21 protein-coding genes are annotated in these 22,583 nt (G+C 73.5%); 5 read left to right on the forward strand and 16 right to left on the reverse strand.

Annotated elements, in window-relative coordinates; genetic code table 11:
* Positions 1 to 38 precede the first annotated feature (38 nt).
* The 4 genes from ACGF4C_RS18340 to ACGF4C_RS18355 are packed head-to-tail and all read right to left on the reverse strand — an operon-like array spanning position 39 to position 5,085.
* Positions 39 to 665 carry a histidine phosphatase family protein gene (locus tag ACGF4C_RS18340; RefSeq protein WP_393567404.1) on the reverse strand — a complete coding sequence of 209 codons (627 nt, stop codon included), beginning with the start codon at positions 663 to 665 and terminating at the stop codon, positions 39 to 41.
* Positions 662 to 2,191, reverse strand: a complete 1,530-nt coding sequence (locus ACGF4C_RS18345; protein ID WP_393567406.1) for an FGGY-family carbohydrate kinase — start codon at positions 2,189 to 2,191, stop codon at positions 662 to 664. The genes ACGF4C_RS18340 and ACGF4C_RS18345 overlap by 4 nt, the downstream gene beginning before the upstream one ends.
* Positions 2,184 to 3,767, reverse strand: coding sequence for an FGGY family carbohydrate kinase (locus ACGF4C_RS18350; RefSeq protein ID WP_393567407.1), 1,584 nt, complete (start codon positions 3,765 to 3,767; stop codon positions 2,184 to 2,186). Before ACGF4C_RS18350 ends, ACGF4C_RS18345 begins: the two co-directional genes overlap by 8 nt.
* 13 nt (positions 3,768 to 3,780) lie before the next feature.
* Positions 3,781 to 5,085 carry an MFS transporter gene (locus tag ACGF4C_RS18355; protein WP_393567408.1) on the reverse strand — a complete coding sequence of 435 codons (1,305 nt, stop codon included), beginning with the start codon at positions 5,083 to 5,085 and terminating at the stop codon, positions 3,781 to 3,783.
* A gap of 267 nt (positions 5,086 to 5,352) precedes the next feature.
* Between ACGF4C_RS18355 and ACGF4C_RS18360 the strand changes: the two genes are divergently transcribed.
* Positions 5,353 to 6,135 (forward strand): DeoR/GlpR family DNA-binding transcription regulator, encoded by a 783-nt coding sequence (locus ACGF4C_RS18360; protein ID WP_393567410.1) that lies wholly within the window; start codon positions 5,353 to 5,355, stop codon positions 6,133 to 6,135.
* Positions 6,136 to 6,176: 41 nt separating this feature from the next.
* Here ACGF4C_RS18360 and ACGF4C_RS18365 read toward each other — a convergent pair whose 3' ends face one another.
* The 8 genes from ACGF4C_RS18365 to ACGF4C_RS18400 all read right to left on the reverse strand — a co-directional run bounded on the left by ACGF4C_RS18365 (position 6,177) and on the right by ACGF4C_RS18400 (position 14,269).
* Positions 6,177 to 7,358: an acyl-CoA dehydrogenase family protein gene (locus ACGF4C_RS18365; RefSeq protein WP_393567412.1), complete on the reverse strand. Its 1,182-nt coding sequence runs from the start codon at positions 7,356 to 7,358 to the stop codon at positions 6,177 to 6,179.
* Entirely contained in the window at positions 7,355 to 8,323 is a 969-nt protein-coding gene (locus ACGF4C_RS18370; protein ID WP_393567414.1) for a 3-hydroxyacyl-CoA dehydrogenase NAD-binding domain-containing protein, read from the reverse strand. Before ACGF4C_RS18370 ends, ACGF4C_RS18365 begins: the two co-directional genes overlap by 4 nt.
* Positions 8,324 to 8,388: 65 nt before the next feature.
* Complete coding sequence (locus ACGF4C_RS18375) at positions 8,389 to 9,126, reverse strand: acetoacetate decarboxylase (RefSeq protein WP_393567416.1); 738 nt, start codon at positions 9,124 to 9,126, stop codon at positions 8,389 to 8,391.
* A gap of 37 nt (positions 9,127 to 9,163) precedes the next feature.
* A complete protein-coding gene (locus ACGF4C_RS18380) occupies positions 9,164 to 9,949 on the reverse strand; it encodes a crotonase/enoyl-CoA hydratase family protein (RefSeq protein ID WP_393567417.1) in 786 nt (261 codons plus the stop codon).
* A 115-nt stretch (positions 9,950 to 10,064) separates the two neighbouring features.
* Entirely contained in the window at positions 10,065 to 11,234 is a 1,170-nt protein-coding gene (locus ACGF4C_RS18385) for a CaiB/BaiF CoA transferase family protein (RefSeq protein WP_393567420.1), read from the reverse strand.
* A 167-nt stretch (positions 11,235 to 11,401) separates the two neighbouring features.
* Entirely contained in the window at positions 11,402 to 12,307 is a 906-nt protein-coding gene (locus ACGF4C_RS18390) for a LysR family transcriptional regulator (protein ID WP_393567519.1), read from the reverse strand.
* 80 nt (positions 12,308 to 12,387) lie between these two features.
* Complete coding sequence (locus ACGF4C_RS18395; protein WP_393567520.1) at positions 12,388 to 12,867, reverse strand: acyl-CoA thioesterase; 480 nt, start codon at positions 12,865 to 12,867, stop codon at positions 12,388 to 12,390.
* 172 nt (positions 12,868 to 13,039) lie between these two features.
* Positions 13,040 to 14,269, reverse strand: a complete 1,230-nt coding sequence (locus ACGF4C_RS18400) for a S1 family peptidase (RefSeq protein ID WP_393567421.1) — start codon at positions 14,267 to 14,269, stop codon at positions 13,040 to 13,042.
* Between the two features lie 102 nt (positions 14,270 to 14,371).
* On the opposite strand from ACGF4C_RS18400, the gene ACGF4C_RS18405 reads away from it, so the two are divergent.
* Positions 14,372 to 15,016 (forward strand): cell wall hydrolase, encoded by a 645-nt coding sequence (locus tag ACGF4C_RS18405; protein ID WP_393567423.1) that lies wholly within the window; start codon positions 14,372 to 14,374, stop codon positions 15,014 to 15,016.
* A gap of 20 nt (positions 15,017 to 15,036) precedes the next feature.
* On the opposite strand, the gene ACGF4C_RS18410 is transcribed toward ACGF4C_RS18405, so the two are convergent.
* Positions 15,037 to 16,407: a hypothetical protein gene (locus ACGF4C_RS18410; RefSeq protein WP_393567425.1), complete on the reverse strand. Its 1,371-nt coding sequence runs from the start codon at positions 16,405 to 16,407 to the stop codon at positions 15,037 to 15,039.
* A gap of 308 nt (positions 16,408 to 16,715) precedes the next feature.
* Between ACGF4C_RS18410 and ACGF4C_RS18415 the strand changes: the two genes are divergently transcribed.
* On the forward strand, positions 16,716 to 17,327 hold the full coding sequence (locus ACGF4C_RS18415; RefSeq protein ID WP_393567427.1) for a hypothetical protein: 612 nt from the start codon (positions 16,716 to 16,718) through the stop codon (positions 17,325 to 17,327).
* 151 nt (positions 17,328 to 17,478) lie between these two features.
* On the opposite strand, the gene ACGF4C_RS18420 is transcribed toward ACGF4C_RS18415, so the two are convergent.
* The 3 genes from ACGF4C_RS18420 to ACGF4C_RS18430 are packed head-to-tail and all read right to left on the reverse strand — an operon-like array spanning position 17,479 to position 20,848.
* Positions 17,479 to 18,639, reverse strand: coding sequence for an acyl-CoA dehydrogenase family protein (locus ACGF4C_RS18420; protein WP_393567429.1), 1,161 nt, complete (start codon positions 18,637 to 18,639; stop codon positions 17,479 to 17,481).
* Positions 18,636 to 19,853, reverse strand: a complete 1,218-nt coding sequence (locus ACGF4C_RS18425; protein WP_393567431.1) for an acyl-CoA dehydrogenase family protein — start codon at positions 19,851 to 19,853, stop codon at positions 18,636 to 18,638. The genes ACGF4C_RS18420 and ACGF4C_RS18425 overlap by 4 nt, the downstream gene beginning before the upstream one ends.
* Positions 19,850 to 20,848 (reverse strand): NADPH:quinone oxidoreductase family protein, encoded by a 999-nt coding sequence (locus ACGF4C_RS18430; RefSeq protein WP_393567433.1) that lies wholly within the window; start codon positions 20,846 to 20,848, stop codon positions 19,850 to 19,852. The genes ACGF4C_RS18425 and ACGF4C_RS18430 overlap by 4 nt, the downstream gene beginning before the upstream one ends.
* Positions 20,849 to 21,060: 212 nt before the next feature.
* Here ACGF4C_RS18430 and ACGF4C_RS18435 point away from each other — a divergent pair, with 212 nt between their 5' ends.
* Together ACGF4C_RS18435 and ACGF4C_RS18440 are read left to right on the forward strand one after the other, a co-directional pair.
* The gene (locus ACGF4C_RS18435) at positions 21,061 to 21,942 is read left to right on the forward strand and encodes a helix-turn-helix transcriptional regulator (protein ID WP_393567522.1); all 882 of its coding nucleotides are present in this window, start codon (positions 21,061 to 21,063) and stop codon (positions 21,940 to 21,942) included.
* A gap of 320 nt (positions 21,943 to 22,262) precedes the next feature.
* Positions 22,263 to 22,475: a hypothetical protein gene (locus ACGF4C_RS18440; RefSeq protein ID WP_393567435.1), complete on the forward strand. Its 213-nt coding sequence runs from the start codon at positions 22,263 to 22,265 to the stop codon at positions 22,473 to 22,475.
* The last annotated feature ends 108 nt before the right edge of the window (positions 22,476 to 22,583 follow it).

The following is a 22,583-nucleotide window of genomic DNA, read 5'->3' on the forward strand; positions in this document are numbered from 1 at the left end:
GGGCGGGTGCGTACGGGCGGTGGGCGTACGTCAGGTGGTCAGTGGAGGGCGGGGGCCTGGGCGAGAGCCGGGGTGTTGAGGCTCAGCAGCGCGGTGCGGCCGTGCCCGTGGCGGATCTCGGTGAGGGCGCCGTTGTGGAGCCGGGGGAAGACCCGGCGGTAGTCGGCGAGCGGGATGCCCAGCAGGTGGCACAGGAGGATCCGCAGCAGGGTGGAGTGCGCGACGACCAGGATGCGGCCGTCGGGGTGGGCCCCGGCGAGGTCGGCCAGGCAGCCGGCGGCGCGTTCGGCGGCGTGCCGCGGGTGTTCGCCGTCGGGCAGGTGGTGCGCGACCGGGTCGGCGAGGAAGGCGGCGACCCGGTCGGGGAAGCGGGTGCGCATCTCGTCCCGGGTCAGGCCCTCGCCCTGGCCGAAGTCGAGCTCGTAGAGCCGTTCGTCGACGTGCGGGGTGAGTCCGCAGGCCGCGGCGGCGGGCGCGGCGGTCAGCCGGGCGCGGGAGAGCGGGGAGCTCCAGATGCCGGTCAGGTGGGCGGTGGTGGCCCAGGTGGCGAGGGTTGCGGCCTGTTCGCGGCCGAGGTCGGTGAGCGGCACGTCGGTGCGGCCGGCGTAGCGGTTCTCCGCGTGCCAGACGGTTTCGCCGTGGCGTACGAGGATGAAGTCGGTCACGGTGCGGCCCTCCTGCGGGCGTGGTCGGCCACGGTCCGGCCGAGCCAGCCACGGCGGGTGAGTTCGTCGACGAAGCGGTGGTAGACGGTCAGGTGGCGGGCGGTGCGGAGCGGGTCCGGGCGGAGCTCGCGGTCGATCCGGACCATCGCGGCGGCCGCGTCCGCCAGGCGGGTGCCGTCGGCGGTGGCGGCCAGGACGGCCATGCCGACGGCGGCCTCGGCCTGTTCCGGCAGCCGTACCGGACGGCCGAGGACATCGGCGCGCAGTTGGCACCAGTAGGCGTTGCGGGCGCCGCCGCCGGTGAGGGTGAGCGGCCCGTCGACCGGTGCGCCGAGGTGGTCGAGGTAGTCGAAGCAGAGCCGTTCGAGGCAGGCGACGCCGAGCAGGTGGGCGTGGAACTCCTCGGCGCGGGTGGCGGCGTGGCCGAGGAGGAAGGGTTCGGCGTCCGGTGCGCGGAAGGGGAAGCGTTCGCCGCCGGTGGAGACCAGGGGGTAGGCGACCGCTGCCGCGGCGTCCGGGTCCAGGGCGGCAGCACGGGTGGTGAGGGCGTCGAGGTCCTCGCCGGGGAAGTGCCGGGTGAGGGCCCCGGCGCCGCTGCTGGAGGCGCCGCCCGGCAGCCAGGTGTCGTCCGGGCCGCGGTGGCAGTAGACGACGCCGGCCGGGTCGCGGACGAGGTGCGCACTGGTGCCCTTGAGGACGAGGGTGGTGCCCAGCACCGCGTTCCAGGCGCCCGGTGCCAGCGCCCCGGCGCCGATCTGTGCGGCGCAGCCGTCGGTCATACCGGCGACGAGCGGGGTGCCTTCGGGGATGCCGGTGGCCGCGGCGGCCGGGGCGCAGACCGTGCCGAGCACCGTGCCGGGGCGGACGACCTCCGGCAACAGCCCGAGGGGGACGCCGAGTTGCCGCATGACCTCGTCCGGCCAGCGTTCCTCGACGAGGTGGTAGCCGGTCTTGAGGGCGTGGCTGGCGTCGCTCGCGACCTGGTGGCCGGCCAGCCGCCAGGTGATCAGGTCGACCTGGTGCAGCAGCCGGGCGCCGGGCGGTGGTTCGGGACCGTCCGCCAGCAGGGCGACGAGTTCGGGCAGGGCCCAGGAGGGCTGCATGCTGCGGTAGCCGAGTTCCTGCCAGACCGCGGCGCCGGCGGTGTTGACGGCGGTGGCCCGGTCGGCGGCGCGGCCGTCGTCGTACATCAGCCCCGGGGTGAGCGGGGTGCCGTGGGCGTCGGCGAGCAGGATGGTGCCCGAGGTGCCGTCGATCGCCAGGCCGCGGATCCGGCGGGGGTCGAGGGCGGTCAGTGCCTCCCAGCAGGCCGCGGCGAGCGCCTGCCACCACTCCTCGGGGTCCTGTTCGTGCCGGTTGCCGTCGCGCCTGCTGGTCAGCGGGCGGGCGGCGGTGGCGAGGACCCGTCCGGTGCCGTCGACGGCGGCGCAGCGGGCGCTCTGGGTGCCGAGGTCGAGGCCGAGCCAGACGCCGTCGGGGTCGGGAGCGGCGGCCGGGGCGTGGCCGGGGTGGTGCGGGTCAGACAAGGGTGCCTCCAGGGGCGGCGTCGGGCGTGCCGGCGGGTCGGGCGGGGGCCTCGGTGGGGCGGCCGGGGGCCTCGGCGCGGCGGGTGGTGCTGCCGTGCCAGGCCGCGGTGCCACGCCAGCCGGCCCCGCGGGCCAGGTCGCGCCAGGCGAGGAAGTCCTCGTACAGTGCGGCGTAGAATTCCGCGCGCTCCGGTTCGGGCTCCCAACTCCGTTGCATCCGGACGTACTTGGCGGCGGCGCTGTGCATGCTGGTCTCGGCGCCGGTGCGGACCAGACCGGTGAGGAAGGCGCCCTTGGCGCCGAGTTCGGTGTCGCCGGAGCGGGCGGTGGGCACCCCGGTGGCGTCGGCGATCAGGGCGCACCAGGCGTCGCTGTTGGCGCCGCCGCCGCACAGCCGGAGCTCTCGGACGTCGGTGCGGGCGGCGGCGAGCGAGTCCCGCAGGACCAGCGAGAGCCCGTCGAAGACCGCGCGGGCCAGGTCGGCGGGGGTGTGTTCCAGGGACAGGCCCCAGAATGAGCCGCGGGCACCCGGGTCGAGGAACGGGGCGCGCTCGCCCGCCGGGGACAGGTAGGGCAGGAACATCAGCCCGCGCGCCCCCGGCTGCGACTCGAAGGCGAGCTGGGCCAGTTCCGGCGGGCCGGGGAGGTGGAGCAGCCGGGCCGCCCAGCCGAGGACCTCGGCACCGTTGAGGGTGGGGAAGGCGCGCAGCACCCGCTCCCGGCCGCGGTAGGCGATGTGGATGCCGGACGGTTCGCCGGTGGTGTCGATCCCGGTGGTGACGATCTCGGTGCACAGGGTCGTGCCGAGGATGCTGCAGGCCTGGCCGGGGTTGACCACGCCGACCCCGCGGGCGGTGGCGGCGATGTCGTACGGCGCCATCACGACCGGGAGGCCGGCCGGCAGTCCGAGTTCGTCCGCGGCCGTGGTGGTGAGTTCGGCGATCCGCCGGTCCTCGGCCAGCACGGTGGGCAGCAGCCGCTCGTACGCGCCGAGGCCGAACAGGTCGATGATCTGCGGGTCGTAGGTGCCGGTGGCGTGGTCGAGGAAGGGGGCGGAGGCGTCGGACTCATCGCTGGCGCGGACGCCGGTGAAGCGGAGGAAGAGCCAGCCGGCGGCGGTGAGCGAGGTGGCCGAGCGGGCGAGGCGGTCCGGGTCGTGGGCGGCGAGCCAGCTGAAGATCGCGTTGGGCATGCCCGCGCAGGTCAGCGAGCCGTTGCGGCGGAACGCGGCTGCCAGGACGCCGTCCTGCTGCCAGGTGGTGAGTTGGTCCCCGGCGCGGCCGTCGGACCACAGGATCGCGGGTCCGGTGGGGCGGCCGCGGTCGTCGACGAGCCAGGCGCCGTCGCCCTGCGCGGTGAAGGACACCAGCCACACCGGGTCGGCCAGGCCGTCCAGCACGGTGCGGACGGTGTCGACGACCGCGCTCCAGACACCGTCCATGTCCTGCTCGGCCCAGCCCGGGTGCGGGCGGAGGACCTCGGTGGCGCGGCGGGCGACGGCGATCTCGGTGCCCTGGTCGTCGAAGACCACGGACTTGATCACCGTGGTCCCGACGTCGATGGTCAGTACGGACATCAGTGCGTCCCTCTCATGCCGGGGCCGAGGCGGCGGCGGGCTCGGGGCCGCGCCGCGCGGCGTCGGCGGTGCCCGGCTCGTCCGGCAGGTTCAGGAAGTGGGCCAGCGCCCAGCTCACCGCGTACATCCCCGCGAAGATCCAGACCACCCCTTCGACGCCGAGCGGGCCGACGAAGAGCGCGACGACCGCGGGGCCGACGAAGGTGCTGGCGCCCGCGCCGAGGTTCAGGGCGGCCAGTGCCTGGCCCTGGTGCCGCGGCTCCAGAGTGGGTACAAGCGCCGAAAGCGGTACATAACCCGCCAGCGTAGCGCCGTAGAACGCGGCGACCAGGAGGGCCAGCGAGAAGTTCGCGCCGGCGGCGTGCGGGACGTAGAAGAGCAGCAGGGTGCTGAGCGTGCAGCCGGCGCCGCCGAACCAGGCGATGGTGCGGCGCCAGCCGAAGCGGTCCCCGACCACGCCGAACAGCAGGTTGGCGAAGATGTTGGTGGCGAACATCGCGCTGAGCAGGTGCAGCCACTGGGTGAGGGTGAAGCCGACGGTCCGGGTGAAGTGGATCGGCAGGATCACGAAGAAGCCGAACTGGGACGCGGTGTTGATGACCCGGACGACCGAGCCGACCCCGACCCGGGGGTTGCGCCACAGGATCGTGACGCTGCCGACGAGGGTGGCCACCGGCCCCTGACCGGCGCCGTCCCCGCGCGGCCGTCTGCCGCCGTGGTCGTCCCGGACCAGCAGCAGGGCGATCAGTCCGCCCGCGGCGACCAGCACGAGCGCGGCCCACAGGGTGGCGTAGGCGCCGATGTGCGGGATGAGGCCGCTGGCGACGAGCGAGCCGAGGGTGGGCAGTCCGCCGGTGAAGGCGAACCAGAACCAGCCCATGGCGGTGCCGAGCCGGGCCCGCGGCGCCACCCCGGCGATCCAGACCAGGAAGCCGTACGCGAACAGCGGATAGCCCAGCCCGCGCAGGCCGTAGGCGAACATCATCAGCGGATAGCTGCCCAGCGGGATCGCGGCGGTGAGGAAGAGGAGCTGGAAGACGCCCCAGATGCCCAGGCCGGCCCACATCACACGGCGCGGACCCCACAGGTCGGAGAGCACCCCGGAGAGCCACGCGGCGATGCCGGCCGCGATCCCGTAGACGGTGAACAGCAGGGCCACCCGGGACTCGGAGAGGTGCTGGTCCAGGAGGTACGGCGAGAGGTACCCGGACTCGACCCCGTCTCCGATCATGAAGAGCAGCAGCCCGAGATAGCCCCAGGCGAGGGTCGGCGGAATGCCCAGTCGGGTGATCGGTGAACGCGGCGGAGAGTTCGTCATCGGAAACTCCCTTTCTGCGGCGGCTGCGGCGGCTCAGCAGGGCGAAGGGGGGTGGACGCAGCGATGGAACCGCCGTGCGGAAAGTGCCGTCAATGGCCGCCGGAATCTTCGCATCACCGCCCCGACCAGCCGTGTTGCGTCCTTGCGGAACCGCATGTGGACACCGTGCCGGGCGGGCGCGCAGTGTGAAATCCGTGCGAACATAACGCGGCGAATTCACCCGGCGGAGGCCCGCGGGGACGCCGCCGGCACGGAGGGAGCGGAGCCATGGACCGGGTCGAGGCCCAGGAGGAGCGGCGCCGCCGGATGCGCGAGACCGTCATCGCCCGCGGTTTCGTGCGCACCGCGGACCTGGCCGAGGAGTACGGCATCAGCCTGATGACCGCGCACCGGGATCTGGACGCGCTGCAGGCGCAGGGCTGGCTGCGCAAGGTCCGCGGCGGGGCGACCGGGCTGCCGTCCGCGCAGTTCCACGGCAGCGTCGCCGAGCGGATGGCGACCATGGCGCACACCAAGCAGCAGCTGGCGCGGGCCGCCGCGACGCTGCTGGTGCCCGGGCAGACGGTGCTGCTCGACGACAGCACGACCTGTCTGCTGCTGGCCCACCAGGTCGCCGAGCACACCCCGCTGACCGTGATCACCAACTCCCTGCCGGCCGTCACCACCCTGGCCAAGGAACCCGGAATCTCGCTGATCACCCTGGGCGGCGCCTACTTCCCCGCCTACGACGCGTTCATGGGCCCGTACACCGCCGACGCGGTACGGGCCTTCCGCGCCGATCTGCTCTTCCTGTCGACCACGGCGGTCACCAACGGCCGCTGCTACCACACCTCACCGGAGACCGTGCAGGTCAAGCGCGCCATGATGGAGAGCGCCGGCCGCCGCATCCTGGTCGCCGACCACACCAAGTTCGCCAAGGGCGGCCTGTACGCGCTGGCCCCGCTGACCGACTTCGACCTCCTGATCGTCGACGACGGCCTCCCGGCGCACGAGATCCAACGGGTCCGCGCGGCGGGCACGGAGGTGATGGTGGTGGAGGGCCGGGGGTAGCCGACCGTTCCCGCACGGGGTGCGGGAACGGGCGGTGAGGGTCACACGAAGGCGCTCTGGCCGGTGATCGCCTTGCCCACGATGAGGGTGTTCATCTCGCGGGTGCCCTCGAACGAGTAGATGGCCTCGGCGTCGGCGAAGAAGCGGGCGACGTCGTAGTCGAGCACGATGCCGTTGCCGCCGAAGATCTCCCGGCTCCAGGCCACCACCTCCCGCATCCGGCTGGTGACGAACGCCTTGGCCAGCGCGGAGTGTTCGTCCCGGAAGATGCCCGCTTCCTGGAGGCGGGCGAGCTGGACGAGCATCCCCCAGGAGGCGGTGATGTTCCCGAGGCTCTTCACGAGCAGGTCCTGCACCATCTGGAAGCGGGCGATCGGCCGGCCGAACTGCTTGCGCTCCTTGGCGTAGGCGAGCGCGAGTTCGTACGCGCCGGTCATCACGCCCAGCGCCTGCCAGGCGACCCCGCTGCGGGTGGCCCGCAGGATCTCCGCGACGTCGCGGAAACCGTCGATCCGCTGGAGCCGGTCGGCCTCCGGCACGCGTACGTCGGTGAGGGTGATGTCGGCGTTCTCGACGATGCGGAACGCGGTCTTGTTCTGGATCTTGGTGGCGGTGAAGCCGGGCGTGCCCTTCTCCACCACGAAGCCCTTGACGTGGTCGTCGGCCTCGTCGCGCGCCCAGACGACGACCAGGTCGGCGAAGGTGCCGTTGCCGATCCACCGCTTGGCGCCGTTGAGGATCCAGTGGTCGCCGTCCCGCCGGGCGGTGGTGCGCATCCCGCCGGCCACGTCGGAGCCGCCGAGCGGCTCGGTCATGGCGAACGCGCCGATCGTGTCCAGGGCCGCCATCGAGGGGAGCCAGCGGTCCCGCTGCTCCTGGTCGCCGCCGCGGAAGATGCTGTACATGGCCAGTCCGTTGTGGACGCCGTAGAAGGTCGCGGACGAGGCGTCGGTGCGGGTGTACTCCATCGCGAGCATGCCGACCAGCAGATGACTGGCCGCGGGCAGCGGGTCGCCGTAGCCCTCGTACGCGATCCCGGCGAGGCCCAGCTCGCGGAACTTTCCGATCAGTTCGCGGGGGAACTCGCCCTTCGCCCAGGCGTCGTTGACCAGCGGCTTCACCTCCCGGCCGAGGAAGTCGCGGGCGTGCAGCAGCAGCTTGCGCTCCTCTTCGGGCAGCAGGTCCTCGTAGCCGTAGAAGTCTGCGGTGAGTTGGTCGGTCATGACCGGGTCTCCTGGTTCGGTGCGGTGGTGGTGTCGGCGTTCAGGGCGGCGAGGACGGCGAGTTGTCTGCGGTCGCGTTCCCGGGTGAGTTCGCCGTACGGGCGGGAGCCGTAGGCGCCTTCGACGGCGGCGATGAGCCGTTCGGTCTGCTCGGGGCTCTGTCCGGGACTGCCCAGGGAGTCCCACATCCGCCGCATCGAGGGGCCGATGTGCTCGGCCATGTGCCGGTAGCCGCCGGGGCCGCCGCCGAGATGGGCACCGAGGAACGGCCCCACCGTCGACCAGCGCAGGCCGAGCGAGTTGACCACGATCGTGTCCAGCTCGGCGGGGCCGACCACGCCCTGTTCGACGAGGTGGATCGCCTCGCGGCTGAGCGCGTTCTGGAGGCGGTTGCCGACGAACCCGGCGATCTCCTTGCGTTCGACCACCGGCACCCGGCCCACCGACCGGTAGAACGCGACCGCACGGCTCACCGCGTCCTTTGACGTACGCGCGCCGGGCACCACCTCGACCAGCGGTACGAGGTGCGGCGGGTTGAAGGGATGGCCGATCAGTACGCGCCCGGCGCCGGCGTCGTCGAGGTCCCCGGTGAACGCGCTGGACGGGATGGCGGACGACGAGCTCAGCAGGAGCGCGTACGGCGGTGCCGCGCGCACCAGGGTGGTGAAGAGTTCCTGCTTGAAGGCGGTGTTCTCGGGGCCGTTCTCCTGCACGACGTCGGCGTCGCGCACGGCCGCGGCGAGGTCGCCGACCGGCTCGACCCGTTCGGCGAGGTTCCCGATGTCCAGGCCCTGCCGGGCCAGTTGCGGGGCGGCCTCGGTCAGTGCGCCGTCCAGGGCGGCCGCGAGGTCGGGGCGCGGGTCGCTGACGCGTACCCGCATGCCGTGGCCGGCGAACAGGGCGGCCCAGGAGAGCCCGATGGTTCCGGCTCCGATCACCGCCACGGTGGGGTGGGTTGTGGTCATGACTGCTGGTGTCCGTTTCTCTCCGTGAGCTGTCTGTGGGCTGTCGGCCGGCGCCCGGCCGGGGGTCAGTGCGCCAGGTAGTCGTGCACCGGTGTGGCCGGTGACAGCGTGAGGTCGGTGACGAGGTGGCTCGCGGAGACGACCTCACGGACCGGCAGGTCGGCCAGGGGCGCGAGGACGTGGGCGAAGAGCTGGAGCCGGGCGGGGCCGGTCCAGGCGCCCTTGACCACCACGTCGCTGATTTCGGTGCGCACCAGTTGGGCGGTCCGCGGTGTGCCGTCGTATCCGGGGACGAGCTTGAGCATGAAGGTCGGCACGGTGATCTGTGCGGCCGCCTCGTCGGGGTCGAGCTCGTGGTGCTTGTAGCCCATCGTCGCGGTGGCCACCCGCAGGGTGCCGTGGTCGAGGATGCCGACCAGCGCGCCGTGGTCCACGTACAGTGCGGGAGCCCCGATGGTCTTGGGGTAGGCACCGGCTTCCCTGCCGGACGCGGTGGCCGGGAAGTTGTCCAGGTACATCGCGTGCAGGTATTCGCCCCGCTCCCCCTGGTGGCGGACCGGGATGGCCTGGCCGGCTTCGGTGTACGGCCCGTACCCGGTGACGTCGCCCATCCGCATCACCTCGAAGCGGACCAGGGGTTCGTCGATCTCCAGTGGTTCGGGGACGACGGCGCGCAGCGCGTCGCGGTCGGTCCGGTAGACGATGTTGAGGTACTCGCGGTCGGTGAAGCGCGGGACGACGGGCGGGTAGGCGGGGTTCATCAGCGGGGTGGCGAGGCGCCGGCCGATGTCGTGCTGTTCCATGGCGTTTGGTGGTTTCCTTTCTGCCGCTGTGGTGCCGCTACTTGCCCTGCCAGACGGGGGCGCGGCGCTCGGCGAAGGCCGTCATGCCCTCGCGGACGTCGGCGGAGGCGGCCAGTGCGGTCATCTCCGCGCGCTGGGCGGCGAAGGCGGCCGGTTCGGGGGTGCCGTCGGCGGCGCGGACGACCTTCTTCACGGCGGCGAGGGCGAGCGGGGCGTTCGCCGCGAGTCGTTCGGCGAGTTCCAGTGCCACGGGGGTGGCCCGGCCGGCCGGTACGACCCGGTTGGCGATCCCGAGCGCACCGGCGCGGGCTCCGGTCACCGGCTCACCGGTCAGCAGGAGTTCCATGGCCAGGTGGTACGGGATCCGCTTGGGCAGTCGTACGGCGCCGCCGCCGGCCGCGATGAGCCCGCGCGTGACCTCCGGCAGGCCGAAGTGCGCGTCCTCGGCGGCCACGATGAGGTCGCAGGCGAGGGCGAGTTCGAAGCCGCCGCCCATGGCCCAGCCCTCGACGGCGGCGATCAGCGGTTTGGTGCTGGCGGCTTCGGTGAGCCCGCCGAATCCACGGCCGGGGATCTCGGGCGATTCGCCGGCGAGGGCGGCCTTGAGGTCCATCCCGGCGCTGAAGGTGCCCCGGGCGCCGGTGAGGACGCCGGACCGTAGGTCCCCGTCGCCTTCCAACTCGTCGATCGCGGCGGCGAGTCGGTCGGCCACGGCGGCGTTGACGGCGTTCCGGGCCGCGGGCCGGTCGAGGGTGATGAGCAGAGTGCGGCCGATGCGTTCGGTGCGTACGACGGGCGCGGTGTCAGGTGTGGTGGGGGTCATGACGGGGTCCTTCGGGTGCTGAGGGAGGAGGAGAACGGGAGGGAGCGGGGAAGGCGTTCACCGGGAGGGCGGGCGGCGCGGTGGCCGGTCGCCGCACCGTCCGGCGGCGGGGTCGTCACCGTCCGTCGGCGGCGAGTTCGTCGAAGACCTCGGTGGTGTGCTGGCCGGGCAGCGGGGCGAGCCGGCAGACCGCGCCGGGGGTGGCGGAGAAGCGCACGGGCAGGCCGATGGAGCGGATCGTGCCCTCGCTCGGGTGCTCGACCACGTCGAGGAGGTGGCCGTCCCGGACGTACGGGTCGTCGGCGGCCCGGTCCAGTTCGAGCACCGGTGCCATGGGGATGCTGTGCTTGGCGCAGATTTCTTCCCATTCCTGGGTGGTCAGGCCGGGTGCGCAGTCGGCGACGAGGTCCATCAGCGGGTCGACGTCCGCGTCGTCGATGACCGTGCCGGCCACCCGCGGGTCCTCGGCGAGGTCGGGACGGCCGGCCGCGGCGAAGAAGTCCCGGAAGTTCGCGGCGTTGTACGGCACGATGCAGGCGAGTCCGTCGGCCGTGGGGACGGCGCGGTGGCCGCGCTTCATGGAGAGCGGGAATCCGGTGGCGCCGGTGGGCGGCTCGTAGACGTGGCCGGAGAGGTGCTCGACGAGGTTGAAGGCCAGGAGGGTGTCGGTCATCGGGATCTCGATGTGCTGGCCCTGTCCGGTGCGGTCGCGGTGCAGCAGGGCGGCGAGGACCGAGTGGACGATGGTCAGCCCGGCGACCTTGTCGCCGATGATGGTCGGCAGGTAGACCGGCCGCCCGAGGGCGCGGTGGGCGATGTCGACCAGGCCGGAGGAAGCCTGCACGGTTTCGTCGTACGCGGCGTGGCCGGCCCGGTCGGAGTCGCTGCGGAAGCCCTGGGCGTGCGCGTAGACCAGGCCGGGGTGGTGGGCGGCGAGGTCGGCGTAGGTGAGGCCGAGGCGGGCCAGCGGGCCCGGGCGCATGTTGGTGATGAGGACGTCGGCGGTGCCGATGAGGGCGAGGGCCCGTGCGTGGTCGGCGTCGTCCTTGAGGTTGAGCGAGACGCTGCGCTTGTTGCGGTTGACGTTCAGGTGGAGCGGGGTCATTCCGGGGGTGGTGCGGTAGTGGCCCGCCCGGATGGTGTCCGAGGGTGACTCGATCTTGATGACATCGGCGCCGAGGTCGCCCATGATCTGGGCGGCGTAGGGGCCCATCACCACCGTGGACAGGTCGATCACCCGCACGCCGGCGAGCGGTCCTTGGGCGGTCTCGGTCGTGGCGTCCATCGTCGCTCCCGCGGAAAGTAGATGTACTGCGAATGTTTCCGCTGTCGACGGTAGGCGAGACGCCGCGAAATGAGAACGATCAAGAAGCGAAGAGGGGTATGACCATAGCGGTCATACCCCGGACAGGACTGTTTATCGATGAGCCGGCCGGCACGCCGGATCGGCGCTCAGACGGAAAGCTCCTCAGCGAAGACACGGCGGGCCTCGGCCACCAGGCACGCCAGGTCGCCGCCGGATTCCGCCCGGTCCTTGCGGAACAGCAGCCCGGTGGCCAGCTCGGCCGGGAAATCCGCCACGGGCAGCACGATCACGTTCTCCAGCCGGTAATTGTGCATCGGGCTTTCGGTGGAGAGCATCGTCAGGGAGAAGGCGAGACCACCGGAAACGAGTTCCGACGCCCCCGCATAATCGGAACTGTTGATGCGGATTCTTTTCCGCACGCCCGCGGAATTCAGCCGGGCGTCGATTTCGTCGAAATAGGCGGGGAGGGCTTCGGGGGCGGTGGCCACATACGGGAGGTCCCGCAGGTCGTCGAGGGTGAGCGACTCCCGGCCGGCGAACCGGTCGGCGGGCACCGCCGCGCCGAGCCGTTCCCGCATCACCTCGATGATCCCGAGCGCCGGATCGGCGACCGGCAGCCGGACCAGCGCCAGCGCCAGCCGGCCGTCCCTGACCGCCTCGGCCAGCCCGGTCGACCTGCCGGGCCAGCGTTTGAGTTCGTACGCCTCCCGGCCGGCGTCCGCGAGCTCCCGGACCCGGTCGCGCAGCGCGGGGTGCACCCCGGACGGCATCCCGATCAGCAGGGTGGTGCGCTGCGGCCGGACGGCCTCGCGCAGCCGCCAGGGAATGGAGTTGACGCGGTCGAGCACGTCCCGGGCCATCGGCAGCAGGGCCGCACCGGCCGGGGTCAGCGCGACGCGGTGGGTGGTCCGCTCGAACAGCGGCTGGCCCAGCTCCCGTTCGAGGTCCTTGATGCGCTGGCTCAAGGGAGAGGCCGCCATGTGCAACCTGCGTGCCGCCTGGGAGAAGTTCAGCTCTTCGGCCACGGCTACGAAGTAGCGCAGGTGCAGCATGTCCACATGGTCACCCTACCCGCGCGGCAGGGCGCCCCCGGCCGACCGGATCACCGCCCGGCCGGTGGACGGCCCACGGCTCACTGCCCGGTCAGGCCCAGCGGCGCCGGGTCCCCGGCCAGCTCGCGCAGGGCCGCCCGCGGGTCCGGCAGCAGGGTGCGCTCGGCGAGGTCCAGCACTCCGCAGACCGCGCTCACTTCGGCGGCCACCGTGCCGTCGGCCTTGCGGACGGTCTGCTCGATGCGGAAGGTCCGGCCCTCGCCCCATACGAACGCGCAGCTCACCTCGACCTCGTCACCGGCCCGGAGCTCGCGCCGGTAGCGGATGGTCGTCTCCAGGGTCACCGGGCCGATGCGCCGGTCCACCATGGCGCTCTGCCGGATGCCGCTCGCCTGGAGCAGCGACCAGCGGGCGTGCTCGGCGTACTGGAGGTAGACGCTCTGGTTGAGATGGCCCTGGGTGTCCGTCTCGTACCCCCGTACGGTGACCCGCACGGCGAACGGCTCCGCCGTCTCCACCCCGTCCACCGGCTCCCCCGCTCCCGCCACCGTGACTCCCACTGCCACTCCCCGCGATCCCTTGGCCATGCCCCTGGCCCCCGGTGTCCCATCGTAGGCGCGGGTGATCGGCGCGGGGGGCTTTTCTCTCCGGCACCAGCGGCACCAGTGGCACCGACCGCACCGGCGGCACCGGCGGACGCCGGGAGGCGCCTCCCGCGCCCACGGCGATCCGTCAGGGGCTCCCCGTCTTCAGGCGCAGGTTCCACTTGGTGAGGGGCTTGGTGATGGGCTGGAAGATGGTGACGGTGTCGCCGCCGAAGTTGCCGCAGGTCGCGGCGCCGCCGCCGGAGTGGACGCCGACCGCCATCGGGGCGTTGGGCTGGGTGACGTACGAGCCGCCCGAATCCCCGGCCGCGGAGCAGGCGTTGGTGTAGCCGAGTCCGTCGATGATCGTGGTGCCGTAGTCCACGGTCTGGTCGATCCGGGTGATCTCCCCGCAGTGCCAGCCGCTGGACTGCCCCGAGCGGCAGATCGACATGCCGGCCAGTCCCTCCTGCGAGCCGGTGACGGCGACGGGGGTGCCGCCCTGCCCGGCCACCGCCGAGCCGACGGTCCACCCCGGCTGATCGACCCGGACCAGCCCGAAGTCGCCCTCGTGGCCGTTGACGCTGTAGTTGCCGCCCGGATTGGAGGTTCCCATCCGGGTGCCGTCCTTGCCGAACGCGGCTTGATCGGGCGTCAGGGTGCAGTGGCCGGCCGTCAGGAAGCCCTGGAACCCCTGCGGGCCGGTCACCGAGAAGCCGATCGAGCAGATGCCCTCGTTGCCGGGCATCCAGCGCTCACCGCCGACGACCGTGCCGCCCTGCTGACGCGGCGTCTGGTTGCTGCGTTCGACGGTGATCCGCACCTTCGCGCGGGTGCCGAGGTCGCGGAGGCCCTTCTCGAAGGCGGCGGTCCGGGCGGTGTGCTTGGTGCGGTCGACGCGGATCACGAGGCCGTTGGCCCGCTCGTCCACGCCCCAGCCGGTGACCCCGGGGACGCCCTTGCCGACCCGGCCGGCGACCTTGTGCACCAGCGCGGTCAGCACGGCGCGGCTGTGCCGTACGGTCTTGGGGATCGCGCCGGCCGCCTTCACCCGCTGGGCGTCGGCGGGGCCGGTCACCGCGACGACGAGCTTGCCGCTCGTCCTGTCGAACCACATCCCGGCGGGCGGCGTGGCGAGCGCCCGGCGGACCGCGGCCGCGGCACGGTGCGCGTCGGCCTCCTGCGCGAGCCGGGTGCGCACCTGTTCCGCGGTCAGCCCGAGGTCCCGGCGCATCGCGTCGAGCAGACCGCGCGGGGAGGGCTGGGGCGTGGGCCTGGGGAGCGGTACGGAGTGCGCCGGGCCGAGCGGGCCGACGGTCGCCATGACGGCGGCGACGGCCGCGCACCGTAGTACTGCCTTGCGGAAGCGGGGTTCCATCGGGGGTCTCCTCGCGGTGTCGGGTGCACGTCGGATCCGATGGGCCGAGCGTGCGGGACACCGGCGCGGGCGGCACGAGGAGATCCCCCGCATCATGGGGAGATGACCGTCGACCGGAGCCGCCAAGTCCCCGCTGTTCACGGCCCGGTGGCCTTCGACGACCTGCCGCCGGTGCTGCGCAACGTGACCTACTCGGGCGCCCGCCATCCGGGAGCGACGGCACCTGAATGCCCGTCAGGCGGGGGGCGGGGCGGGGGCGGAGGGAGCGGTCCGGGCGGCTTCGGCGGCCCTGGCGGCCCGGGCAGCCTTGGCGGTCCGGGCGGGTTCGGCGACCCCGGTGGTTCCGGCGACCCCGGTGGCTCCGGCGACCCCGGTGGCCCCGGCGGTTTCGCCGAGCTGGCCGGGGGCGCCAACTGCCAGCGCTACGCGTACGCCGTACTGCGCCACTTCGGGCTGGAGGTGCCGCCGTTGCGCTCGGCGGAGTTGTGGGCGGACACCGTGGCGACCCGGCGGGCCGGACGGCCGCGGCCGCTGGACCTGGTGCTCTTCGACGCCGGGCCGAACGGGGACCGGCCCGAGGGGTACGGCGCCCATGTGGGCGTGCATCTGGGACCCGACGCGGTGCTGCATCTCTGCCGCGAGGTGGGCCGGCCCGCGGTCTGGTGCTATGCGGACTTCGCGGCGCGGACGCGGTACGCGCGGTTCCTCGGGGTCAAGCGGGTGCGGGGCACCACGCCGGACCGGTGAACCTCCCGGGTCCGGGCGCTTCAGAACCCGCCGTCGCCCCCGCCGCCGAAGCCGCCCCCGTCGAACCCGCCGCCGTCCCCGAAGCCACCGCCGTCACCGAAACCGCCGCTGAAGTCGTCGGGGTTGAAGTCGGCGCCCGAGTAGTCGCCGCCGTCGACGCCCGCGGGCCCGCCGAAGTCGGCGCCGTAGGCGGGGGACGACATCATGACGTTGCCGAGCAGGGTGCCGACGAGCAGGCCGGGCAGCAGGCCGCCGCCGAAGTAGCCGCCGGCCCAGGGGGCGTAGGCCGGGCCCGCGTCCCAGTACGGGCGGTCGCCGCTCTCGGTGCGGACCGTGCGGGCCAGCGGCTCGCGGCCGTCGTCCAGCCGGCTCTTGTCCGCGGCGCAGACCGGGACGATGCGCTCGGCGCCACCGGGCGGGGCCCAGGCGACGTCGACGACGGACGGGCCGTGCCGCGGGTCGAAGAAGCAGGGCAGCCGGCGCTCGGGCAGCGGCCGGCCCTCGCGGCGCGCGGCGAGCGTGGCCAGCGAGAACCGGCCGTCCTCCAGCGCCTGGGTCACCGCCTGCACGTCGCCGGGGTGCTGGGCCGCCGCCATCGCCGACTTCGCGTTCTCGTACGCGTCCAGGGCATGGCTGTAGTCCGCACGCATCGCGTCGTCGGCGCCGGGCTCGTCGGGCCGGAAGTCGAGCCGGTCGAGTTCCTCGCCGAAGGCGGTGATGTCCTCGTCGACGACGGTGCGCAGCTGCTCCAGCGCGGCCCGCTCCTCCTCCAGCCGCCGCCGGCGGTTGCGGCGGGTGATGGCGTACGCGCCTCCGCCGCCGACGACCAGCAGCACGCCGAGGCCGATCGCGGTCCCCGAGTCGAAGCCGGCGCCGCCGGTGCCGCCCCAGGAGTCGGGGGCGTGGCCGCGGGCGGACCGGTTGGCGGTGTCGACGAAGCTGTTCAGCCGCTCACCGACGGTCGGGTAGGTGGTGCGCTTCACCGAGCCGACGAGGTTCTGCACCGCGTTGCGGGGCATCACCTGCGGGTCGGCGCCGGCGTTGAAGCCGTTGCCGAGTTCGACGGCGTAGACCCCGGCGATGCCGACCTTGGTCCGCAGATCGCGGAGCAGGGTGCTGGGCGGGTAGTCCGCGGTGCGCGGCAGCACGGCCACGAAGACCGGCTTGTCGGCGTCCTTGATCTTCTTGGCCAGCGCGTCCGCGTCGGCCGCGGAGAACTGCCCCGCGGCGCGCGGATCGACGTAGACCGGGCCCTTTTTCAGGGCGGCCGCGGCATCGTCCAGACCGCCCGCGGCGTGCGCGCCGGGCGCCAGCACGGCGGCCACCGCCAGCAGCGCGGCCACCAGCAGCAGAACGGGTCCGATCAGCGCACGACGAGTTGCGGTGTTCATGGGTTCGACGCTACCCGAACCGCACTTTCAGGACATCACCGGTGGGGTTCCGGACATCAGCGGTCGAGTTCGGGATCTTGCAGGCCGGGTGCGGAACCCCGCATGGCGGGTGCGGGACCTCGCATGGCGGGGGGGGCGTCGCCGGTCGGGGTGCCGTGAGCGGGTCCGGTCGGGGGGATTTTCCTGCGTCGTCCGGGGTCTGTCGCGCCGGAAATGGCCATCGGGGTGGTCGCTCCGCGCGTCGTTTTTGGCGGTCGGAGTGCCGGGGATGCTCCGGCTCGTCCCTCCCCCGAGGAAACGAGGAGACGATGTCCAGGGCGATCTCGATAGCCACGAACCTCGCCGTCGCCGTTGCCGCCACCGCCGTCGGTTGCATGACGGTGGTCACCCTGGCGCCGGGGAATCCGGACGACGGAACGAGCCGGTTCCGGTCCGTGAGCGCTCCGGCCGCGGCGGCCGGGCCGGACGGTTCTGCGGCGCGGGCCGCCACCTCCGCCCTGGGCGTGCGCGCCGGCCGCCCGGGCGCCTCCGGACCGGCCGGCCCGGACGCGATGGCCGAACCGGACGCGATGCCCGGGCCCGACGCGGTGGCCGAGCCGGATGCGGTGGCCGTGGGCGGGCGGATCGAGGTGACCGCGCCGCCGGCCGGTCTCAGCTACCGTCCGCACGGCAGCCTCCCGGTCGCCTGGAAGAACAGCACCGGGCGGCAGGTGGACGTCTGGCTCAACGCCGGGATGGGCCACGGCCGGCCGCCGCAGCGGCTGGCCGTGGTGGCGCCCAAGGCGGGCGACGGGCCGACGGGCGAGGCGCTGGTGACCCTGCCCCAAGTGCCGCCGGGACCGCACTACTTCCTGGAGGTGGCCACCGCCGGTGACGCCGCGGTCCACGCGCTCAGCAAACCCTTCGCCATCACCGGCTGACCGGGGAATACCCCCCACACGGGAATACCCCCCACCCGGCCGACGTTGGGGCCCCGAAGGGGGGCATCCATCCCCTACGGGATCTGTTCGACCACCCCCTACGGGCCCCCACGCCGCCCGCCCCCTCCTCGAGCCCCTCGCCACGCGCCCCCTACGGCGCCCCCAGGTCAACCAGCGCCGCCAGTGCCTCCCGGTGGCGGCCCGGGGTCCCCAGGGTGAGTTCGTCGCTCTTGGCGCGCTTGAGGTAGAGGTGGGCCGGGTGTTCCCAGGTCATGCCGATCCCGCCGTGGAGTTGGATGCATTCCTCGGCGGCGCGGACCGCGACCGGGGCGCAGTACGCCTGGGCGACGGCCACCGCCACCGGGGCGTCCGGGCTGCCGGTGGCCAGTGCGTCCGCGGCGTTGCGGGCCGCGGCGCGGGCCGAGGCGACGTCCAGCCAGAGGGCGGCCATCCGGTGCTTGAGTGCCTGGAACGAGCCCACCGGGCGGCCGAACTGGGTGCGCTCGGCCGTGTGGCGCACGGTTTCGGCCAGGCACCACTCGGCGATGCCGAGTTGTTCGGAGGCGAGCAGTCCGGCCCCGGTGAGCAGGGCCGTTGCGACGGCTTCCCGGGCCCGGTCGCCGGTGGCCAGCAGGCGGCCGCGGGCGCCGTCGAGGCCGACGTGGGCCAGCGGGCGGGTGAGGTCGAGCGGGGTGACGCGCTCGGTGCGTACGCCGTCCGCAGCGGTCTCGACCGCGAACAGGGCGGGGCCCTCGGGGCCCTGGGCGGGGACCAGCAGCAGGGCGGCGGCCGCGGCGTCGGCGACCGAGGTCACCCGGCCGGTCAGCGTGCCGTCCGCGGCGGCCCGTACGGTCGGCGCGGGCGGGCCGCCCGGCGCGGTGGTCAGGCGGACCGCGAGCGCGCCGACGGTGGTGCCGGCGGCGAGCGCGGTCAGTGCCCCGGCCACCTCGGCGTCCTCGTGGTCGCAGCCGAGCAGGGCGGTCACCGCGAGGACCGCGCTGGTCAGATAGGGGACGGGCGCGACGGCGCGGCCCAGTTCCTCCAGGACGACGGCGGCCTCCCGGGTGCCGGCGCCCGCGCCGCCGAACTTCTCGGGGACCAGCAGGCCGGCGGTGCCGATCTCCGTGGCGAGCGACCGCCACAACGCGGCGTCGTAGGGCACGTCCGACTCGACGGCGGCGAGCACGGTGGCCGGATCGCTGCGGTCGGTGAGCAGGGCCCGTACGGCGTCGCGCAGGGCGTCCTCGTCGTCGGAGTAGAGGAGGTCGGGGTCGGGTGCCGGGGCGTCGGCGGGGCGGGTCTCGGTGGTCATCGGGGGAGGTCCTTCCACGCGACGTCCTTGTCGGTGCGCGGCTCGGGCGGCAGGCCCAGTACGCGTTCGGCGACGATGTTGAGCAGCACTTCGGAGGTGCCTCCTTCGATGGAGTTCCCCTTGGCGCGCAGATAGCGGTAGCCGGCCTCGCGTCCGGTGAAGTCGACGCCCTCGGGGCGGCGCATCGTCCAGTCGTCGTAGGTCAGTCCGTCCTCGCCGAGGAACTCCACCTCCCAGCCGCTGATCTCCTGGGCGAGCCGGGCGAAGGCCAGTTTCATGCCGCTGCCCTCGGGTCCGGGCTGGCCCTTGGTGAGCTGCTGGCGCAGCCGTTCGCCGGTGAGCCGGGCGACCTCGGCGTCCACCCAGAGGGTCAGCAGCCGCTGGTGCAGGTCGTGGGTGCGCAGTTCGGGGCGGGCGCGCCAGTCGGCGGCGGCGACGCCGATCATGCCGCCTTCGCGGGGGATGCGGTTGCCGCCGATGGCGACCCGTTCGTTCATCAGCGTGGTCTGGGCGACCTTCCAGCCCTCGCCCACCTCGCCGAGGCGGTGGGCGTCGGGGATGCGGACGCCGGTGAGGAAGACCTCGTTGAACTCGGCCTCGCCGGTGATCTGGCGCAGCGGCCGCACCTCGACGCCGGGGTCGGTCATATCGCAGACGAAGTAGCTGATGCCGCGGTGTTTGGGCAGGTCGGGGTCGGTGCGGGCGATGAGGATGGCCCAGCGGGCCAGGTGGGCGCTGGAGGTCCACACCTTCTGGCCGTCGACCACCCAGTGTCCCCCACTCTCGGCTCCGCTCGACCGGGAGGTGCCCCCATCGTCGCGGACCGCGCGGGTGGCGAGGGCCGCGAGGTCGGAGCCGGCGCCGGGTTCGCTGAAGAGCTGGCACCAGACTTCCTCGCCGGTCCACAGGGGGCGCAGGAAGCGTTGTTTCTGTTCGTCGGTGCCGAACCGGAGGATGGTGGGGGCGGCCATGCCCAGGCCGATGCCGATCCGGCCGGGGTCGTTGCCGGGTGCGCCGGCGGCGGCCAGTTCGGCGTCCACGACGGCCTGCAGCGAGCGGGGCGCGTCCAGGCCGCCGAGGCCCGCGGGGAAGTGCACCCAGGCCAGTCCGGCGTCGAAGCGGGCGCGCAGGAACTCCAGCCGGTCGGTGGTGGCGGGCGGGTGCGCGGCGAGGAGGGCTGTGGTGCGGCGGCGGAGGTCTGCGGCGTCGGTCATCGTGCCTCCTCGGTGGTGGGGATGACGACGAGGCGGCCGACGGAGGTGCCGTCGGCGACGCGCTGGACGGCGTCGGCGGCGTCGGCCAGCGGGACCCGGTCGCCGATCAGTGGCTTGATGGCGCCCTGGGTGGCGAGTTCGGTGAGTTCCTTGTGGCAGGCGTCGACGGCGGCCGGGTCCTTGGTGTTGTAGAGGCCCCAGTGCAGGCCGAGGATGGCGTAGTTCTTGACCAGGGCGTGGTTGAGGGCCGGGGAGGGGATGGTGCCGCCGGCGAAGCCGACGACGAGGATGCGGCCCTCGAAGGCGATGCACTTGGTGGATTTGGTGTAGGCGTCGCCGCCCACGGGGTCGTAGACGACGTCGGCGCCGCGGCCGCCGGTGGCGTCCTTCACGGCGGCGACGAGGTCGTCCGTGTGCCGGTCGATGACCAGGTCGCAGCCGAGTTCCCGGGCGGTGCGGGCCTTGTCGGCGCCGCCGACCACGCCGATGACCCGGGCGCCGGCGGCCTTGCCGAGCTGTACGGCGGCGCTGCCGACGCCGCCGGCCGCGGCGTGCACCAGCAGGGTCTCGCCGGCCTGGAGGCGGGCGCGGCGGTGCAGGCCGAACCAGCCGGTCTGGTAGCCGATGTGGAGCGCGGCGGCCTCGGCGTCGTCCAGCGCCTCGGGGGCCGGGCGTACGGTCGCGGCGTCGGCCACCGCGAGTTCGGCGAAGCCGCCGGCCGGCAGCGGCGGCTGGGCCAGGACCCGGGTGCCGGGTTCCGCGTCGGTGCCCTCGCCGGCGGCGAGCACCTCGCCGCAGATCTCCACGCCGGGGGTGAACGGCAGCGGCGGCCGCACCTGGTAGTGGCCGCGGCAGAGCAGTGCGTCGGGGAAGTTGACGTTGGCGGCCCGTACCCGCAGCAGCAGCTGCCCCGGTCCCGGCTGGGGGTCCGGTACCTCCTCCAGCCGCATCACTTCACGCGGCTCGCCGTTCGCGTGTACGCGCCATGCCTTCACCTGGTGCCTCCGAAAGATGTGGGTACGCGGGTGGGGCGGGGGACGCGCCGGCCCCTCGCCATGGGCATACTAAGCGGTCGGTATCTCTGGGGGAACAGGAAATCGGCCCGGTGAGGGAACGGTCTCAGCCTGGTACTCACAGGGTCAGGCTGCGGTCCGCGCGATGGCGGAGACTGGCGGGCATGGACGTACCCGTGAGCGACGCACCCGCGATGGACCGGCCCGCCGAGTTGGGGGGTTTCCTGCGCAGCCGCCGGGCCCGGCTCCGCCCGGAGGACGTCGGCCTGGTCTCCTACGGCGGGCGGCGCCGGGTGCCGGGGCTGCGCCGTGAGGAGCTGGCGCAGCTGGCCGGGGTCAGCGTCGCGTACTACACGCGGCTGGAGCAGGGGCAGAGCCACCAGGCCTCGGAGGGGGTGCTGGACGCGCTGGCCCGTGCGCTGCGGCTGTGCCCCGACGAGCAGGCGTATCTGCGGGAGCTGGCCCGGCCGGCCCGGGGGCGCCGGCGGCCGGCGGTCCGCCACGACAAGGTCCGTCCGGGGGTGCGGCGGCTGCTCGCGGCCATGGCGGACGTACCGGCGGTGGCGCTCGGGCCGCGCTTCGAGATCCTGGCCTGGAACCGCCTCGGGCACGCGCTGATCGCCGGGCATCTGGACTTCGGCAGCCCCGGCCGCCCGCTGGACCGCCCCAATGCGCAGCGGCTGCTCTTCCTCGACCCGCACACCCGTGAGCTGTACCCGGAGCGGGAGGAGGAGCTGCGGCGCGCGGTCTCGGCACTGCGGGTGGCCGCCGGGCAGCGGCCGGACGACCCGGAACTGACCGCGCTGATCGGTGAGTTGTCGATGAAGAGCACGGAGTTCAGCGCGCTGTGGTCCCGGCACGCGGTGCGCAACTGCACCTTCGGCTCCAAGCGGTTCCACCATCCGCTGGTGGGGGAGCTGGTGCTGGACTTCGAGATGATGCGGACGCCGGACGGTTCCGGGCAGGGCGTGCTGATGTACACGGCCGAGGAGGGGTCGCCGTCCGAGGCGGCGCTGCGGCTACTCGCCGCGGAGTGCGGCCCGGACGTCCGGGTCCTCGAACCCGAGCGCCCATAGGCCGGTGCCGGGTCCTCGAACCCGAGCGCCCATAGGCCGGTGCCCCGCACCCCGTACGCGCGCAAGCGCGGCAGACGGGCCCGGACGCCGCGGGCGTCCTGGTACCAGACCTGGTGCTCACGCGCCGCTGGTGCAGGCGTGTTGCGAGACGTGGTGGCTCACCGTCGGCCGGGCGCACGGCGATTCGTGCCGGCTCACCGCAGCCTTTCGGCCTCGACAGCGACGGGCAGCCGTCACCGCGACCGAGGTCGACAGCCGCGACCAACGGTCGGGGTGACCGCCGCCAGAAGGCCGGGTACTGGCGACACGGAATCGCCGACATGCTGCACGTGATCTTGCAGCTTGACGCCGTCCAGTTCGGCAACCGGTTCACCCCCGCGCGCCTCCGTGTCGAGTTCGGTGACGGGGTTGCGGAGTCCGAGCTGGCCACCGCAACCCCGCTCGCCCTGCTCAACCGCGCCGGAGCCGTGTCGACCGCGACGAAGGGCAAGATCCTTCATCCCGACTGGGACGACACCGCGCTTCAGGCGTAGGCAGCAGCAATCCTCGCCGAGACCGGAGCATCCGCGCCCGACCCGGTCAGCAACTTCCCCCTTAGCGTGCGCTCGTAGCGAAACTCGCCGCTCGGGGGCGTTCGTTCG

Source organism: Streptomyces sp. NPDC048197, from assembly GCF_043202395.1.
Classification (GTDB): Bacteria; Actinomycetota; Actinomycetes; order Streptomycetales; family Streptomycetaceae; genus Streptomyces; species Streptomyces siderophoricus.